Source organism: Acinetobacter courvalinii (assembly GCF_014635545.1).
Classification (GTDB): domain Bacteria; phylum Pseudomonadota; class Gammaproteobacteria; order Pseudomonadales; family Moraxellaceae; genus Acinetobacter; species Acinetobacter courvalinii.
Genome location: NZ_BMDA01000008.1, coordinates 1 through 16,269, shown reverse-complemented (window position 1 = coordinate 16,269; position 16,269 = coordinate 1). Strand labels below are relative to the sequence as shown.

Sequence of the window (16,269 nt, the reverse complement as noted above, 5' to 3'; positions counted from 1 at the left end):
GATATAGGGAGATTAATATAACTGTTCTAGGCGAGTGTGCGCACGCGCAATCGCAGCTTCAACCTGTTTCGGTGAAGTTCCACCAATATGGTCACGGGCATTCACAGAAGCTTCTAAAGTCAATGCTTTATCGAATACATCTGCGGTGATCAAATCAGAGAATTGTTGTAACTGTTGCAGTGTCAATTCTGATAAATCTTTTTCTTCTGCAACACCTAAAGCCACCGCTTTACCGACAATTTCATGGGCATCACGGAATGCTACGCCTTTTTTCACCAGGTAGTCGGCAAGATCGGTTGCGGTAGAGAAGCCACGAAGTGCTGCTTCGCGCATAATTTCGATATTTGGAACAAGCGCTGGAACCATGTCTGCGAAAGCCATGAGTGAACCGCGAACGGTATCAATCGCATCAAATAATGGTTCTTTATCTTCTTGGTTGTCTTTATTGTATGCCAATGGTTGACCTTTCATCAGGGTCAACAGGCTGATCAAGTCACCAAAGACACGACCTGATTTACCACGCACCAGTTCAGGTACATCCGGATTCTTCTTCTGTGGCATGATGGAAGAGCCTGTGCAGAAGCGGTCAGGAATATTCACAAACTTGAATTGTGCTGAAGTCCATAAAATCAGTTCTTCTGACATACGTGACAAGTGCATCATGATTAATGATGCCGCCGCATTAAATTCAATGGCAAAGTCACGATCAGAAACCGCATCTAAAGAGTTTTCTGAAACCGCTTCGAAACCTAAGAGTTCAGCCGTATAAGCACGGTCGATCGGGTAGGTGGTACCTGCCAATGCCGCAGAACCGAGAGGCATACGGTTGACGCGTTTACGACAGTCTTGCAGGCGTTCGGTATCACGCACCAACATTTCAAACCACGCCAGTAAATGATGACCAAAGGTCACTGGCTGTGCGGTTTGCAGATGGGTAAAGCCCGGCATAATCGTGTTGGTATTTTTGCTTGCCAGACTGAGCAGGCCTTTTTGCAAACGAAGTAACAAGCCCAAGATGTCATCGATTTCATCACGTAAATAGAGACGGATGTCAGTTGCCACCTGATCATTACGGCTACGGCCGGTATGGAGTTTTTTACCGGTAATGCCGATACGTTGAGTCAAACGAGACTCAATATTCATGTGCACATCTTCTAAATCAATACGCCATTCAAAGTTACCCGCTTCAATTTCAGCTTTAATGGTGCTTAAACCTTGAATAATGTCGTCACGTTCAGCTTCAGTCAGTACACCTACTTTCGCAAGCATGGTGGCATGCGCAATTGAACCTGCGATATCTTGTTTATAAAAACGTTGGTCAAATTGCACAGATGCGGTAAATTCTGCAACAAAAGTATCAGTTGCTTCAGAGAAGCGACCGCCCCACATTCCAGAGGTTTGATTCGGGCTGGCTGAAGAAGAGGATTGAGAAGATGTGGTCATGGCGGCTCAGTAAAATAAAAAAGAGTATAGCAAATCCAAACGCAGTTGCCGAAACTCGACGTAAGAAGTTATCGCAAACTCGTCAGGGGGGAAATCCATCAGGCTCCTATTTTTTTACGAAAATCGGGCAATGGCAACACTTATTGGAATTAATTGTTGCCAGCAATGTGCTGGCGATGGTGCTAGCGCTGGCTGAGGCTCGGTCATGGCAGGCTCTGGAGGGGATTCGTGTCCTGCAATATATGTTTTTTATTAACTGGGTGATTTTGTCTTTTTCGGCACTGGTCGACTATTTTCAGGATTTTTTTGCCAGATTTAGCCAGAAAGTCGCTCTGGTATTGGGCTTTATATTATTACAACTGATTGTGCTGTTGACCACTTGTGTTGTGAATGTCCTGCAATATTGGGCAACACGGTCCGGGCCATTTTCCCAAGAAATCCTGTTTCACGGAACCAGCCTGCACTTAGGTTATGGCGTATTACTGGGCGCGTTCTGTATGCGTTATCTCTACATGCGCGAACAATGGATGAATCAGCAATATAGTGAATTGAATGCCCGTATTCAGGCCATGCAGGCGCGAATTCATCCACACTTTTTATTTAACAGTCTGAATAGTGTGGTGAGCCTGATCGCGATTGATCCTGACAAAGCCGAGAATATGCTGATTAATTTATCCCGATTATTCAGGGCCAGCTTTCAGGAACTAAAACTGGTGAGTCTGGCGGAAGAAATTGATTTATGTCAGCACTATTTAAGTATTGAAAAGATGCGTTTGGGCGAGCGTTTGAATGTAGAATGGAACATACAGGCCACGCCTATTGAATTAAAACGGACAACGATTCCGTTATTAACGTTGCAACCTTTGCTGGAGAATAGTATTTTTCATGGGGTAGAAAAAGTTTTGCAGCCATCAACCATCAGCGTATTGGTTGAAATATTGCAAAATCAAGTCAGTATAGTCATTACTAACCCTTATTCTCACGATACAATAAAATCGAGAAAAGGAAATGGTATTGCGATTGAAAATGTGAAGCAGCGCCTGAAAGCTTATTATGGGCAATCGGTCAAGTTTCAGATTTACGGGGGAACGTCGTTGTATACGACGGTGGTGAATTACCACGATCAAGTAAAATAATAAGTCGAGTTAACCATAAAAATGATGGAAATGAAGTTAACGCTGACAAGGAGAATAGGATGAGAGTTCTGATTGCTGATGATGAGCCTCTTGCTGTAGAGCGTTTGTCACGTTTGGTCACTCAAATGGGACATGAAGTCATTGCGACAGCACATCATGGACAGGATGTGTTAAATCATATTGAAAATGACTCACCGGATGTTGTTTTACTGGATATTCAAATGCCCGGGATGAATGGTCTGGAATGTGCTGAACAGCTCAGCCAGCTTAATCCTCGTCCGGCCATTATTTTCTGTACGGCATACGATCAACATGCATTGGAAGCATTTAAATTTCAGGCACAAGGCTATTTACTTAAACCTGTTGCACAACAAGATCTACAGCAGGTATTTAATCATTTAACCCAACTTACACAAGCACAAATGACTGGCTTACAACAACAAGATGATATGTACGATACTAAAACCCAACGCCAACAGATTGCTGCGAAGACTTATCGCGGGGTGGAACTGATTCCCTTGGAAAATGTCTATTATTTTTTAGCGGATCAAAAATATGTCACGGTTCGCCATAAAAATGGCAGCGTACTGATTGATGAAACACTGAAAGATCTGGAACTGGAGTTTGCCGACCGTTTTATCCGTATTCACCGTAATGCACTGGTCTCACTGGATTATCTGGAAGGGCTGGAACTGGTCGCAGCAGGTCAATATCAGGTGCGCTTGCGTGAACTGGATGAGCGTTTATCGGTGAGCCGTCGTCATTTGCCAAGTTTAAGAGAGTGTATGCATCAATTGTAAATATGGCTTTTTCAGCTGAATCAATGCTCACTTTATGATTTTTTACTTGCAATTTCGGGTGATCAAGTTAAGTTGGGAGCAATTGCTTTGATCAATACTTCATTTGAATTTATGAAAACCTTAAAAATTGCGACCCGACAAAGCCCGCTTGCACTTTGGCAGGCCGAGCATATCCGTTCTCGTTTAAATGCACTTTATCCAGATTTAACGGTTGAGCTGGTCAAGTTTGTGACGCAGGGTGACAAGATTCTGGACACCCCACTGGCAAAAATCGGTGGTAAAGGTTTGTTTGTGAAAGAGCTCGAAGCGGCTTTACTGGATGGTCGCGCAGATTTAGCGGTCCATTCCATGAAAGATGTGCCGATGCATTTGCCTGAAGGCTTAACCTTAGCAGTGATTTGTGAGCGTGAAGATCCGCTGGATGCATTTGTTTCGAATCAATACCAGCATTTTGATGAATTGCCGCAAGGGGCAAAAGTCGGTACTTCGAGCCTACGTCGTAAATGCCAGATTTTACAGCAACGTCCCGATCTGGAAATTATTGATCTACGTGGCAATGTCGGTACCCGTTTATCCAAGCTGGATGATGGTTTGTATGATGCCATTATCTTGGCGAGTGCGGGTCTGAAACGTTTAGGTCTGTCAGATCGTATTCGGCATTGTCTGGCGCCGGTACTGAGTTTGCCAGCAGTTGGACAAGGTGCGCTGGGATTGGAATGCCGTACCAATGACGACGCATTATTAAAACTGATTCAGCCATTACAACATGAAGAAACCTCGATTTGTGTCCGCGCAGAACGTGCCTTTAATGCTTATCTTGAGGGTGGCTGTCAGGTTCCGATTGCAGGCTATGCCACTTTGGCCAATGATCAGCTTCAGATTGAAGGGCGAGTGGGCAGTGTCGATGGACATACTTTATTAAAAGAACAACTGGTTGGTGCGCCAGCAGAAGCTGAGCAACTGGGTGAGCAACTGGCACAACGCTTATTGGCGCAAGGTGCAGGTGAGTTGCTAAAAGCGTTGTATTAATGCTGTTTATCAATACACGTCCTGAAGACCGTGCGGGTGCTCTAACACAGGCATTGTCCGAGGCTGGTTATCAGGTTGTGGGTTTACCTTTACTTGAACTGGTTGCGGAGCCTTTTTCGCAAGGCTTGCAGCAGCTCTATCAGCAGCTTGATCAGGTTCAGGCAATTGTGGTGGTCAGCCCCACAGCGGTAGAGGTGGGAATGCAATATTTGCAGCAAGCAGGTGTCACACTTGAACAGTTACAACATGTTCGATGGATTGCAGTGGGTCAAACCACTGCACAGGCACTGGCCCGATTCAATATTCAAAGTGATGTGCCTCAGGTCGAAAACTCGGAAGGCATGCTGGATTTACCTATTTTAAAACAGCAGAAAAATTTAAAGAAAATTGCGTTCTGGCGGGGGCTAGGCGGACGACAATTCATGATGCAGCAATTGCAGCAGCAGGGGATTGAAGTACTCAATTTTGTCCTTTATCGCCGTCAATGTCCCCAACAAAGTTTTGCGCTATTTCCTGAGATTCTAAACCAGATAAACCCTCAACAGCCTGTTACGGTATTGATCAGTAGCGAAGCAAGCTGGAATTACTGGCAGCAGATCTGTGAGCAGGTGCAGCAGCCCCGAACATGGATTTATCTGGTGTTGGGGCAACGGCTGGCACAATTATTAGAAAAAACCAGAACACAGACAAACAAAGCATTTAACATTATTCAGCTTGAAAATTTATCTGCATCAGAGATCATTCAACGCATGAGAGACTGGCAAGGACATGTATGAGAAAAATTGGTTATTTAATATTAGGGCTGAGTTTATTGTGGTTGGCTAAACTCAGTTACGATGTTGCACAATATTCTCAAACGGTTCCCCAGCTTCAACAGCAGCTTAGCCAGACTGAACAGCGTTATGCATTATTGAATGATCAATTTGTCGCGGTCCAGCGTCAGTTGCAGAATAATCGTGTGGTTGAGCCTACAGATAATAGTTCAATTCCGATGACAGTTGAGGGCATCTCACCGATTATCCTGATTAAGCAGCACATGCAACTGGTGCAGTTTGCACTGGATCAGCAACAGTTTATTTATGCACTGGAACAACTGAATCAGGCCCAGCAGCAGGTGCTGCAATATGCAGTTTCACCGGCTTTACAAGATAGCCTGATTAAATCGATAGAGCAGGATAAACAGGCCATCCAGCAATTTGTTTTAAATCAAACCCAACAACAGCAGCAGCTTGATCAATTATTGCAGCAACTGGATCAAAAGATCGCGCAAAACCTGCAAGATCCGAAACTATCAATTGAAAAAGGTGAAAGTGCGACATGGTGGCACTGGTTTAAACTGGAAAAAGTGCAACGCTCATCACCTGATTTAATGAGCCGTAATATTACCTTGAAAGAAGCACAGTTACGGCTATTGCTGGCATCTCAAGCCTTGCATGAAGGTCAATTGACTGAATATCAGAAATCGGTTCAGGAAGTGATCCGGTTACTTGCCGAGTTACCGGATCAAAATAGCCAGAAAATGAAACTGCGCCTAGAGAAAATCTTGAACCAGCAAGCCGTCCCTACACCGAAATTAACCAGCTTAGGCTTGTTGGGATAATCTGTCATGAAGCAATTAATGTTGATTTATTTTCTCTCGGCGCTGGTGTTGTTCGCATTATTTTCTGTATTGAGTTATGGCTATGGAAATGGCTATGCATATATCTACTGGCGAGAATGGCAGTTCCAGAGTAGTGTTTGGGGCTTAATTGCACTGTTTATTGTGATTAGCCTGATCTTGCAATTATGCTGGTTATTGGCTAAACGTTATTTCACCCGGGAACAAAGAAAAAAAGAAACCATTCTGCACTTCAAGCAATTACATCCTTATGAGCAACTCGGTATTGTCTGGTTGCTCGAAGCCTCAAAAGACCAGCAGGTTTTTATAGAGCGGGTATTTGCCCAGTCGGGCCTGCTCAGCAATATTATTGATGCGCAATTTGATTATCAAAATGGTGATTATGTTGCGGCATTGCAGAGTCTGGATAAATCAGCCCCGATGGCCTTTGAATTGGCTGAATTACAACGCATAGATATTTTTCTTGAGCAAAAAGAAACCGAAAAAGCGTTAACCCATTTAGAGTTTCTGGCGCAACATCAGCTTTCTCCGTGGCTGGTTGAAATCGAAACCGCTTACCAGCAGCGTATTACTGCACTATGGGGCAAACTGGCACTCCAACAACCCTGGTTATTTTTGCAAACCACGCAATATGGGTTGTTAGATGCGGAACATCGTGATTTATGGTTGCAGCAATTATTAATTCATTTTGATCAGGCATCGGTTGATGACCTTGGTGCATTACAGCAGCGCTATCTGGTGTTGCAGGATGAGATTGAAACCCGTCCCTATAGCAGCAAGGTGCTGTGGTTGAAACTATTGGCCAGAATGCCTGAGATGAGCGTGCAGCATGAAGAGCTGGCCTTACATTTATTGCAAGATCAGTTCGACCCGGAAGTATTTTATCTGTGGTTCCAGCAACAGTTACTCAAGCAGATTCCGGATTATGCTTATGTTGAGCAGCGCATTATTCAGCTGGAACAGCGTTATACCAGTGTGCCTATGCTGGCTTTTGCAAAGTGGCATATTTATATGGCGACCCAACGTCAGGCAGAGGCAGGGCAGTTATTAACTTTATATCCTGATAATATATTAATGAGTTATTTAAGAATTAAGTCGACCTTGGGTGATAATCAGGACTTAATCAAACAGTTAAATTTAATATTTGAAAATGATGTGAATTTTCTTAATTTCAAGATATGAGTGTAAATATGAAAGAACTGTCTGTCTATCCGGTTATTCATCAGCAATCCGTGGCTTGGGGCGATATGGATGCGTTTGGGCATGTCAATAATGTGCAATATTATCGCTATATGGAAAGTGCCCGTATTGCCTATTTAATGGCATTAAATATCTTCGATCAGGAGATATTGACGGTGGTTGCCTCGAGTCAGTGTAAATATTTACGGCCGGTATTTTATCCCGATGTGCTGCATATTGGTGCGCGTATTGAAGAGTTAAGAAATAGTGCATTTCGTATGCATTATGTATTATGGAGTGAATCCCAGAATCAAATGATTGCCACCGGTGAGGCGGTTATGGTTTGTGTAGATAAGGTAACATCCAACAAACGTAATATCCCGGATTCAATTCGGCAGAAAATTATTCAGCTTGAAGAAAATGTCGGGCATCAATTAATATTAGGCCCCTCATCATAAAGACAATTATGTCTATTTTATTTGAATATATAACAAATTTCATAATGTGGTGCTTTTGAGTGGCCGGCAAAACAGGCAAATTAAAGCACCATGAGCTAAATCAAAAAATAAGAAATTTTTTAGTGAAATTTAAGAATACGTTAATATAAGTGGTGTTAGTTAAGGTTGTTTATTTAATTTTTAAAATCTGTTTAGATATCTAAATTCTCCCTTTTTTTGTTTTATTGTAAATAAAAGACCATTTTATTGTTGATATACGATTAAGTGAGCTATTCTCATATTGATTATTTAATCGCTTATAAATTAATATTGAATAGAATTCTAAATTCATTTTTATTTTTGAGTGATATTTTTTTCTTATTAAGTTGGAGTGGTTCGAATGAAACCAGATATTAGCGAATTATCGGTAGAAGATTTAAAGCGTTTACAGGCTGAAGCTGAAGCTTTAATTGCCAGCAAAAAAGATCAGGCAATTGAAGATGCTTATAATCAAATTGTTGCTATTGCTGAAGCAATTGGTTTTAGCGTTGAAGAGTTATTAGAAGTAGGTGAGCAAAAGCGTAAGAAAACGACGCGTAAAGCTGTAGAGCCACGCTACCGCAACAAAAACAATACTGAGGAAACTTGGACAGGTCGTGGTAAACAGCCACGCTGGTTAGTTGCCGAGTTGGAAAAAGGTGCAAAACTTGAAGATTTCTTAATCTAAGCAAGTTTTAAAGTCATCGTTTTGTCATACGATGGCTTTATCCTGAATCAAAAGCCAGGCTTAAAAAGCTTGGTTTTTTTATATGAGAGAATTGGCGATGTTGAAAAAGTATGCATAATGTCATTCAGGGGCGAGTGTCTCGAAAAGGATGATATTTTGCATGTTGGTAAGGGTTGAATGAAGAAAAAAACCAAGCAATGGAGATGGTGGCTTTTCGCCATTTTTGCATTTTTAATTTTTATTATTTTACAAATTCCAGCGACATGGTTAATTGCAAAATTCTCAAAAGATAATCAAATATTACATAATGTCAGCGGCAATATCTGGCAGGGGCAAGCCGACTGGCAACGTGGCCAGCTACGCGGCTCGGTGCATTGGAAAACCCGTCCTTTAGATTTGTTATTGTTACGTTTAGGGGCAAATCTTGATATCCATAGCGGTAACACGCAATTCAATGGAGTATTTGGTTATGGTTTAGGACAAAAAATCATGATCAAGGATTTGCAGGGTGCGATTTCGCCAGAAACATTAAAGTATTTTGCAAACTGGCAATGGCCTGAAAATTCTATTCAATTGAAAGACGTGCAATTTAACTATCAAAAAGAAAAAGGTTTTAGCGCAGCAGAAGGTCAATTGAACTGGGGCGGCGGTGCCTTGAGTTATACCTTTGGTCAGCGTCAAGACCGTATGAATATGCCTTCCTTGGTGGCTGAGATAAAAGATGAAAACGGCCAACTCCAGATTGATATCCGTGATCAGCGTAGCCAGAAAATGGGGAATCTCAGCTTAGATGCCAACCTGATGCTGGATGTACAGCTGACGCAACGCATGTTATTGAATATTCCATCCTATCAAGGTAAAGCTGGCCTAGATACCTATGTGATCAGTTCACGTCAGCCGTTGTTGCAGGGTGGTTTTTGATGAAAGCAATCACTGAAAAAATGCAACAATTGCGTTGGCAGAAGCTGGATAAGTTAAGTGGCCTGATTCTGGCTTTACTGATTTTATGGTTATGCTGGAAACTGGCCTCCTTATTTTGGTGGGTGGTTGCACCGCCACAACCGATGCAGTTTGACCGGGTTGAACTGGGTTCGCAGCAAGCCCAGGTTCCCAATATCAGTTCATTTGCCTTATTTAATGAACCCGCAGCAGCTTCGGCCGATGACAATATTAATCTGGAGTTACAGGGTGTATTGCTCGGTCAACCAAATTACTTGTCTTCTGCGGTCATTAAAATGAATGATACTGCTGAACGTTATCGGGTAGGCGAGACCGTTGGCTCTACCTCCTATCAGCTGGCAGAAGTGTATTGGGATCACGTAATCTTGCGTCAAGGTAATGGTGCAACACGTGAAGTCAAATTTAAGGGACTGGACAATGGTTTATATCAACCGGCTGCGCCTGTTTTAAATAATGGAACAAGCGTCCCTCCAGCAGCAGCTCCTGCGCCTGCTCAGAATTCGCCCCAGTCTGCTTTAGGGCAGGCTATCCAGCAAATGCAGGATAACCGGGAACAATATCTGAAAAATATGGGCGTCAGTAGTGGAGGGGAAGGCTATGAAATTTCGGATAAGACGCCCTCAAGCTTAAAAAATAACTTAGGTTTGCGTTCGGGTGATCGTATTCTGTCGATCAATGGCCAAAGCGTCGGGCAGGGGCTCAACGAAGTACAATTATTAGAGCAAGTACGTCGTGAAGGGCATGCCAAAATAGAAATAAAACGTGGTGATCAGGTGATGACCATACAACAAAGTTTTTAGTGATCACACGTCACACATCAGTTAGGAATAAGTGCAGGTTATGGCTTTCTTGAATCATCAACGTCCACTTTGGGCATTACTTGCTGCAGCGCCTTTAATTGCGACAGTCAGTACCCATGTGCAAGCACAAACATGGAAGATCAATCTACGTGATGCGGACTTAACTGCATTTATTAACGAAGTTGCTGATATTACAGGGAAGAACTTTGCGGTTGACCCACGTGTACGTGGCAATGTTACGGTTATTTCCAATAAACCACTAAATAAAGATGAGGTGTATGACCTATTTCTGGGCGTGCTCAACGTCAATGGTGTGGTGGCGCTACCTTCTGGCAATACGGTAAAACTGGTACCAGACAGTAATGCCAAGAATTCGGGTATTCCTTATGATGCCCGAAGTCGTGCTGGCGGTGACCAAATTGTCACGCGTGTGATCTGGCTACAAAATACCAATCCGAATGACCTGATCCCGGCATTACGTCCATTAATGCCACAGTTCGCGCATCTTGCTGCGGTGGCTGGAACCAATGCCTTAATTGTTTCGGATCGTGCCACCAATATTTATCAGCTTGAAAATATCGTGCGTAATCTGGATGGAACTGGGCAAAACGACATTGAGGCAATTAGTCTGCAATCCAGTCAGGCCGAAGAAATTATTGGTTTGCTGGAGACCATGAGTGCCACAGGTGCATCCAAGGACTTCATTGGATCGCGTGTCCGTGTGGTTGCAGATAACCGGACCAATCGTATCTTAATCAAGGGTGATCCGGACTCGCGCAAGCGTTTGCGTCAAATGATTGAAATGCTGGATGTGCCGTCGGCGGCTCGTTTGGGTGGCTTAAAAGTTTTCCGCCTGAAATATGCCAGTGCTAAAAATCTGGCCGAGATTTTACAAGGTCTGGTCACAGGGCAATCGGTTTCATCATCTTCTTCTTCGTCAAATAGCAACAGTAGTTCAAATTCGATTAATAACCTGGTTTCAAGTAGTCAGAATTCAGGTTCATCAATGGGATCTTCATCTTCTGTTTCCACACCTTCGATTAACTTAAATAGTAATTCAAATAATAGCCAAAACGCGGGCATTACCAGTTTTAATCAGGGTGGGGTCAGTATTATTGCCGATCCTGCACAGAATGCTTTGGTGGTGAAGGCTGAACCACAATTGATGCGTGAAATTGATGCCGCGGTTCAGCAACTAGATACGCGTCGTCAGCAAGTCATGATCGAGGCGGCTATTATTGAAGTGGTTGGGACCGATGCAGATCAACTGGGAGTGCAATGGGCGCTTGGTGATTTGAATAGTGGCGTAGGGTTAATTAACTTTTCCAATTTAGGTTCTGGCTTGTCCAAAATTGCAGCGGGATATCTAACCGGTGGTGCAGCTGGCGCGGCAGGTGCTTTGGGGGATGGTGCATCAATTGGTCTTGGTAAGTATAAAGAAGGCAGCAACGGCTCTCGTCAACTGTATGGTGCGCTGATTCAGGCTTTGAAGGAAAATACCAAATCCAACCTTCTGTCTACCCCATCAATCGTCACCATGGACAATGAAGAGGCGTATATCGTTGTGGGTCAGAATGTCCCGTTTGTGACAGGTTCGGTTGCAACGACAGGTAACAGTACAGTAAATCCTTATACCACTGTCGAGCGTAAAGATGTCGGGGTGACTTTAAAAGTAATTCCGCATATTGGTGAGGGTGGTTCTGTACGTTTGGAAGTTGAGCAAGAAGTCTCTAACGTTCAGAATAGTAAAGGTCAGGCTGCTGATTTGGTCACCAGTAAGCGTGCAATTAAAACTTCGGTATTGGCAGATCATGGACAAACCGTTGTGTTGGGGGGCTTGGTCTCAGACAACACGACTTTAGGACGTCAAGGCTTACCTATATTAAGTGATATTCCGTACTTGGGCCGACTGTTCCGTTCGGATAATCGCAGTAATGAAAAGCGTAACCTGCTTGTCTTTATCCATCCGACTATTGTTGGGGATTCTGATGATGTACGTCGCATTTCTCAGCAGCGTTATAACCAGCTCTATAGTTTGCAACTTTCAATGGACAAAAATGGTAACTTTGCCAAATTACCTGAAAATGTTGCAGATATTTATATCCAGCAGCCTGCGGCAAATTCACCTTATCAAAAAGTTCCAACCGCGAGGCAAGCCCAAAAAACCGTTGTGGTAACTACGCCAGTTGCGGTTGAGCAGCCTCAGCTGCAGCAGAAAACCGTACAGCTCCCGGTGAAGGAAACCGAGCGGAGTAAAAATACGGTCACCACCACTACGATTCGCCCAGCGTCTTCACAGTAGCTGCACAGAAACGCTTATGTCACAATGTTACGATTGTGGAAAATGATAAAGGATATGCATCTATGACTTGGAAATTACAAGCCATTACAGGTGAATTTACGGGGCAGGAACTGAATATTGAGCGTGATATGTTGGTTGGCCGACATCAGGATGCTGATATTTTGTTGCAATCCGCCGATATTTCGCGTCGTCATGCGGCGTTGTTACTCAAAGATCAACAGCTTTGGGTGCAAGACTTAAACTCGTCCAATGGCACATTTATTAATGATGCGCGAATCGAGCAGGAAACTGAATTGCACGATGGTGATATTTTGCAGTTTGCCAGCTTTGTGTTCTCGGTACTTGCGCCAGCGGCAGCAACAGAATTACCTGAAATTGAAGCAGAGCCTGTAACGGCCCATATACAGGATCAAGGCATGCCGAGCATTGCCGAACGTGCGGCAGAAACACCAATCACACGTGATGGGATGCCACAACAGGTCGCGATTCCAAAACCTGCACCCATTCCTGAAGGTGTGCAGGTACAGGCTGTGCCTGAACCACAACCTGTTGCGCTTGAAGAGCCTGTTTCACGTGTGGCTGAAGAGAAAGAGCAACAGAAGAATGCTTCGGTTGGGCTCATTTCAATTATTGTATTGATCATTTTAGCTGTGATTGCCTGGCTGTTCTTTAAATAATCGGGCGAAGCTTTTACAATCAAAGGCATGCCCGCTTGGGTGTGCCTTTTTTATTATGAGGGTGAAATTTCATGTCTGTTGCGCAGTTGCAAAGTCGTCATCTGGTGTTATTTGATCTGGATGGAACACTGGTAGATTCGGCCGCTGACCTATATCGTGCCATGAATCTGAGTCTGACCAAGCTAGGGCTGCCGCTGGTGACTGAAGCGCAGGTGAGAGTCTGGGTGGGTAAGGGTGCCGCAAAATTATGTGAAGCGGTACTGAGTCATTTATTTGGACAGGTCGATGCGCAACAGCAAGCGCAGCTGTTAAGCACCTTTATGCAGGTGTACGCGCAAGAGCTCTGTGTCGATACGCAGGTATATGACGGTGTGTTGCCCTTTCTGGAGTATTGTCAGGCCCATAATATTGCCATGGCCTGTGTCACCAATAAGCCTGAACATCTGGCGCGAGGAATTCTGGACGTTTTAGAGCTTGCACCTTATTTTAAAATGGTCGTAGGTGGGGACAGTTTGGCGGAACGTAAACCGCATCCGTTGCCGCTGTTGCATTGTGTAGAGCAAGCAGGAATAACCACGGCTGAAACCTTGATGATTGGCGATTCAAGCAATGATGTCGAAGCCGCAAGGCGTGCAGGTATTGATTGTATTGTAGTCAGCTATGGCTATAATCATGGGGAAAGCATTTATGACTGCCAGCCACAGCAAGTGGTTGATCGTCTGGCAGAGTTAGTTTAAGAAAATCAGATAGGGAAAGAGGTGTGAGGATGATGATGGTTTTTCGATGGCGGGATTAAAGCAGTATTAAAACAGGGAAACGCAGATAAATCGAAACCATAAGAGATGACTCATGACAACAGCAATCCAGTTTGAACAATTAAAAGCAGCAGGCTACAACACCATTCCAGTTTATCGTCAGCGCTTGGCTGATACTGAAACCCCGTTATCTGTTTTTGCACGTTTTAAGGAACAGAAACAAGCTTATCTATTTGAGTCGGTAGAGGGCGGCGAGAACTGGGCACGCTATTCCATGATTGGACTCGGCGAATCTATCGTTTTTTCATGCAATGCCGGTGTGTTAACCATCCAGCAAGCAGATGGCACAGTAACGCAACAGGATTGTGCAGATCCGTTTCAATATATTCGTGATTTTCAAAGACAGTTTAAAGTTCCCAGCAAAGCCGAACTGCCGGACTTACCAAGCTTTACCGGTGGCCTGGTGGGTTATTTAGGCTATGACGCCGTGCGTTATATTGAGCCAAAACTCAAGAATGTCCCAGCAGCTGATCCGGTAACCCTACCTGATTTATGGTTGATGCTGTCTCAAACCGTGATTGTGTTTGATAATTTAAAAGATACCCTGTTCCTGATCCATCATGCTGATGTCAGTGAGCCAGATGCCTATAACAAAGCACAAGGCAAGCTGGATCAGCTAGAGCAGTTACTGGCAACACCAGTGAGTCTGCAAGCAAAACCGCATAGCGCACCACATTTTGAATCGATTACCGGCAAGGAAAGGTTTCTGGAAACCGTGGACAAGGTTAAGGAATACATCCGTGCGGGGGATGTGATGCAGGTGGTGCCTGGGCAACGTATGGTGTCTGATTTTGATGGTGAAGCGCTACAAGTGTATCGTGCGCTCCGCCATTTAAACCCATCGCCCTATTTATTCCTGGTGCAAGGCCAGACACTGACTGATCAAAAGCCTTTTCATATTGTAGGATCATCGCCAGAGATTCTGTCCCGTCTGGAAAATGGTATCGCAACAGTACGTCCTTTAGCAGGGACGCGACCACGCGGCAAAACCAAAGAAGAAGATCTGGCCTTGGAACAAGATTTACTAGCGGATGAAAAAGAGATTGCCGAACATTTAATGCTGATTGATCTTGGGCGTAATGATGTGGGACGGGTATCCAAGATTGGTAAAGTGCAAGTGACAGACCGTATGGTGATCGAACGTTATTCACATGTCATGCATATTGTATCTAATGTGCAGGGTGAAGTTCGTGATGATATTGATGCTTTAGATGTATTTAAGGCGACTTTTCCAGCTGGAACACTTTCGGGTGCACCCAAAATACGTGCCATGGAAATTATTGACGAAGTTGAACCGGTAAAACGGGGTGTGTTTGGCGGTGCAGTGGGTTATTTAGGCTGGCACGGCGAAATGGACATGTCGATTGCTATTCGAACCTGTGTGATTCGCGATAAAAAGGTCTATGTACAGGCTGGAGCAGGGCTGGTTGCGGACTCAAATCCTGAATCTGAGTGGAATGAAACCCAAATAAAAGCTCGCGCAGTGATCAAAGCGGTTGAATTATCGTCAAACGGATTGATTTTATGAGTTTTTAACGGTTTTTTTTAAAAAAGCACTTGCATCGATTCTAAGTTTTGCTAAACTGCACACCGTTCCGATACGAAACGTACGAAACACTAAGAAAGAGCCGGCATAGCTCAGTTGGTAGAGCAACTGACTTGTAATCAGTAGGTCCACAGTTCGAATCCGTGTGCCGGCACCATCTTAAAGTGTGGTATATAAAGTGAAGAACAGCACTGTGTAAGTGTGATATGGTGAGATTCCCGAGCGGTCAAAGGGGGCAGACTGTAACTCTGCTACGAAAGTTTCGAAGGTTCGAATCCTTCTCTCACCACCATCTAACTTCGATAGATGTCGTACCAACATGCGGGAGTAACTCAGTTGGTAGAGTGGCAGCCTTCCAAGCTGCATGTCGCGAGTTCGATCCTCGTCTCCCGCTCCATCGAAGATGTCGCTCTTATAGCTCAGTGGTAGAGCACTCCCTTGGTAAGGGAGAGGTCTCGAGTTCAAATCTCGATAAGAGCTCCAGATATACAGTTTAGTGGTTATTCCACAAGTTTTTAAAGAAGCAGGCTATTATAGTCTGCTTTTCAAGTATTAGGTGTCTAGTTTTTTAGGCGAATGTCGATAAAGAAGGTTTTTCAGGGTTGTTTTTCTCTAAACTGGTGTCGACGTAAACGAGGAAAATCAAAATGGCTAAGGCTAAGTTTGAACGTAACAAACCACACGTAAACGTGGGTACAATTGGTCACGTTGACCATGGTAAAACAACTTTAACTGCTGCGATTGCAACGATCTGTGCAAAAACTTACGGCGGTGAAGCGAAAGATTACTCACAAATCGAC

The 16,269-nt window shown here is 44.0% G+C and carries 16 protein-coding genes and 4 tRNA genes; 19 read left to right on the top strand and 1 reads right to left on the bottom strand.

Annotated features, from left to right (window positions below; all coding sequences use genetic code 11):
• Positions 1-12: 12 nt before the first annotated feature.
• Entirely contained in the window at positions 13-1,443 is a 1,431-nt protein-coding gene (gene argH / locus IEV39_RS17700) for an argininosuccinate lyase (protein WP_032883118.1), read from the bottom strand.
• Between argH and IEV39_RS17695 the strand changes: the two genes are divergently transcribed.
• From IEV39_RS17695 to IEV39_RS17605, 19 genes are all read left to right on the top strand, one after another.
• A complete protein-coding gene (locus IEV39_RS17695; RefSeq protein WP_005281007.1) occupies positions 1,434-2,579 on the top strand; it encodes a sensor histidine kinase in 1,146 nt (381 codons plus the stop codon). The genes argH and IEV39_RS17695 overlap by 10 nt on opposite strands.
• 59 nt (positions 2,580-2,638) lie before the next feature.
• Entirely contained in the window at positions 2,639-3,379 is a 741-nt protein-coding gene (locus IEV39_RS17690) for a LytR/AlgR family response regulator transcription factor (RefSeq protein WP_004773988.1), read from the top strand.
• A 111-nt stretch (positions 3,380-3,490) separates the two neighbouring features.
• Complete coding sequence (gene hemC / locus IEV39_RS17685) at positions 3,491-4,408, top strand: hydroxymethylbilane synthase (RefSeq protein ID WP_032883123.1); 918 nt, start codon at positions 3,491-3,493, stop codon at positions 4,406-4,408.
• Positions 4,408-5,184 (top strand): uroporphyrinogen-III synthase, encoded by a 777-nt coding sequence (locus IEV39_RS17680; protein WP_005281001.1) that lies wholly within the window; start codon positions 4,408-4,410, stop codon positions 5,182-5,184. The genes hemC and IEV39_RS17680 overlap by 1 nt, the downstream gene beginning before the upstream one ends.
• Positions 5,181-6,008 (top strand): hypothetical protein, encoded by an 828-nt coding sequence (locus tag IEV39_RS17675; RefSeq protein ID WP_005280998.1) that lies wholly within the window; start codon positions 5,181-5,183, stop codon positions 6,006-6,008. The genes IEV39_RS17680 and IEV39_RS17675 overlap by 4 nt, the downstream gene beginning before the upstream one ends.
• 6 nt (positions 6,009-6,014) lie before the next feature.
• Positions 6,015-7,208 carry a hypothetical protein gene (locus tag IEV39_RS17670; RefSeq protein WP_005280995.1) on the top strand — a complete coding sequence of 398 codons (1,194 nt, stop codon included), beginning with the start codon at positions 6,015-6,017 and terminating at the stop codon, positions 7,206-7,208.
• 8 nt (positions 7,209-7,216) lie between these two features.
• Positions 7,217-7,663 carry an acyl-CoA thioesterase gene (locus tag IEV39_RS17665; protein ID WP_005226373.1) on the top strand — a complete coding sequence of 149 codons (447 nt, stop codon included), beginning with the start codon at positions 7,217-7,219 and terminating at the stop codon, positions 7,661-7,663.
• 379 nt (positions 7,664-8,042) lie between these two features.
• Entirely contained in the window at positions 8,043-8,369 is a 327-nt protein-coding gene (locus IEV39_RS17660; protein WP_005280991.1) for an H-NS histone family protein, read from the top strand.
• Positions 8,370-8,546: 177 nt separating this feature from the next.
• Complete coding sequence (gspN, locus tag IEV39_RS17655) at positions 8,547-9,290, top strand: type II secretion system protein N (protein WP_005226377.1); 744 nt, start codon at positions 8,547-8,549, stop codon at positions 9,288-9,290.
• Positions 9,290-10,129, top strand: a complete 840-nt coding sequence (locus tag IEV39_RS17650) for a type II secretion system protein N (RefSeq protein ID WP_005280987.1) — start codon at positions 9,290-9,292, stop codon at positions 10,127-10,129. Before gspN ends, IEV39_RS17650 begins: the two co-directional genes overlap by 1 nt.
• Before the next feature lie 40 nt (positions 10,130-10,169).
• Positions 10,170-12,431: a type II secretion system secretin GspD gene (gspD, locus tag IEV39_RS17645; RefSeq protein WP_005280984.1), complete on the top strand. Its 2,262-nt coding sequence runs from the start codon at positions 10,170-10,172 to the stop codon at positions 12,429-12,431.
• Positions 12,432-12,493: 62 nt separating this feature from the next.
• Positions 12,494-13,108 carry an FHA domain-containing protein gene (locus tag IEV39_RS17640; RefSeq protein ID WP_005280982.1) on the top strand — a complete coding sequence of 205 codons (615 nt, stop codon included), beginning with the start codon at positions 12,494-12,496 and terminating at the stop codon, positions 13,106-13,108.
• A 71-nt stretch (positions 13,109-13,179) separates the two neighbouring features.
• Positions 13,180-13,845, top strand: a complete 666-nt coding sequence (locus tag IEV39_RS17635; protein WP_005280979.1) for a phosphoglycolate phosphatase — start codon at positions 13,180-13,182, stop codon at positions 13,843-13,845.
• Between the two features lie 112 nt (positions 13,846-13,957).
• Positions 13,958-15,451 carry an anthranilate synthase component I gene (gene trpE, locus IEV39_RS17630; RefSeq protein WP_005280976.1) on the top strand — a complete coding sequence of 498 codons (1,494 nt, stop codon included), beginning with the start codon at positions 13,958-13,960 and terminating at the stop codon, positions 15,449-15,451.
• A gap of 99 nt (positions 15,452-15,550) precedes the next feature.
• Positions 15,551-15,626 (top strand) — tRNA-Thr (locus tag IEV39_RS17625).
• A gap of 51 nt (positions 15,627-15,677) precedes the next feature.
• A tRNA-Tyr gene (locus IEV39_RS17620) sits at positions 15,678-15,761 on the top strand.
• A gap of 29 nt (positions 15,762-15,790) precedes the next feature.
• Positions 15,791-15,866 (top strand) — tRNA-Gly (locus IEV39_RS17615).
• Between the two features lie 11 nt (positions 15,867-15,877).
• Positions 15,878-15,952: transfer RNA gene (locus tag IEV39_RS17610), tRNA-Thr, on the top strand.
• Positions 15,953-16,116: 164 nt separating this feature from the next.
• Positions 16,117-16,269: GTP-binding protein (locus tag IEV39_RS17605; RefSeq protein ID WP_159725216.1), on the top strand; the 153-nt coding region annotated here is incomplete at its 3' end.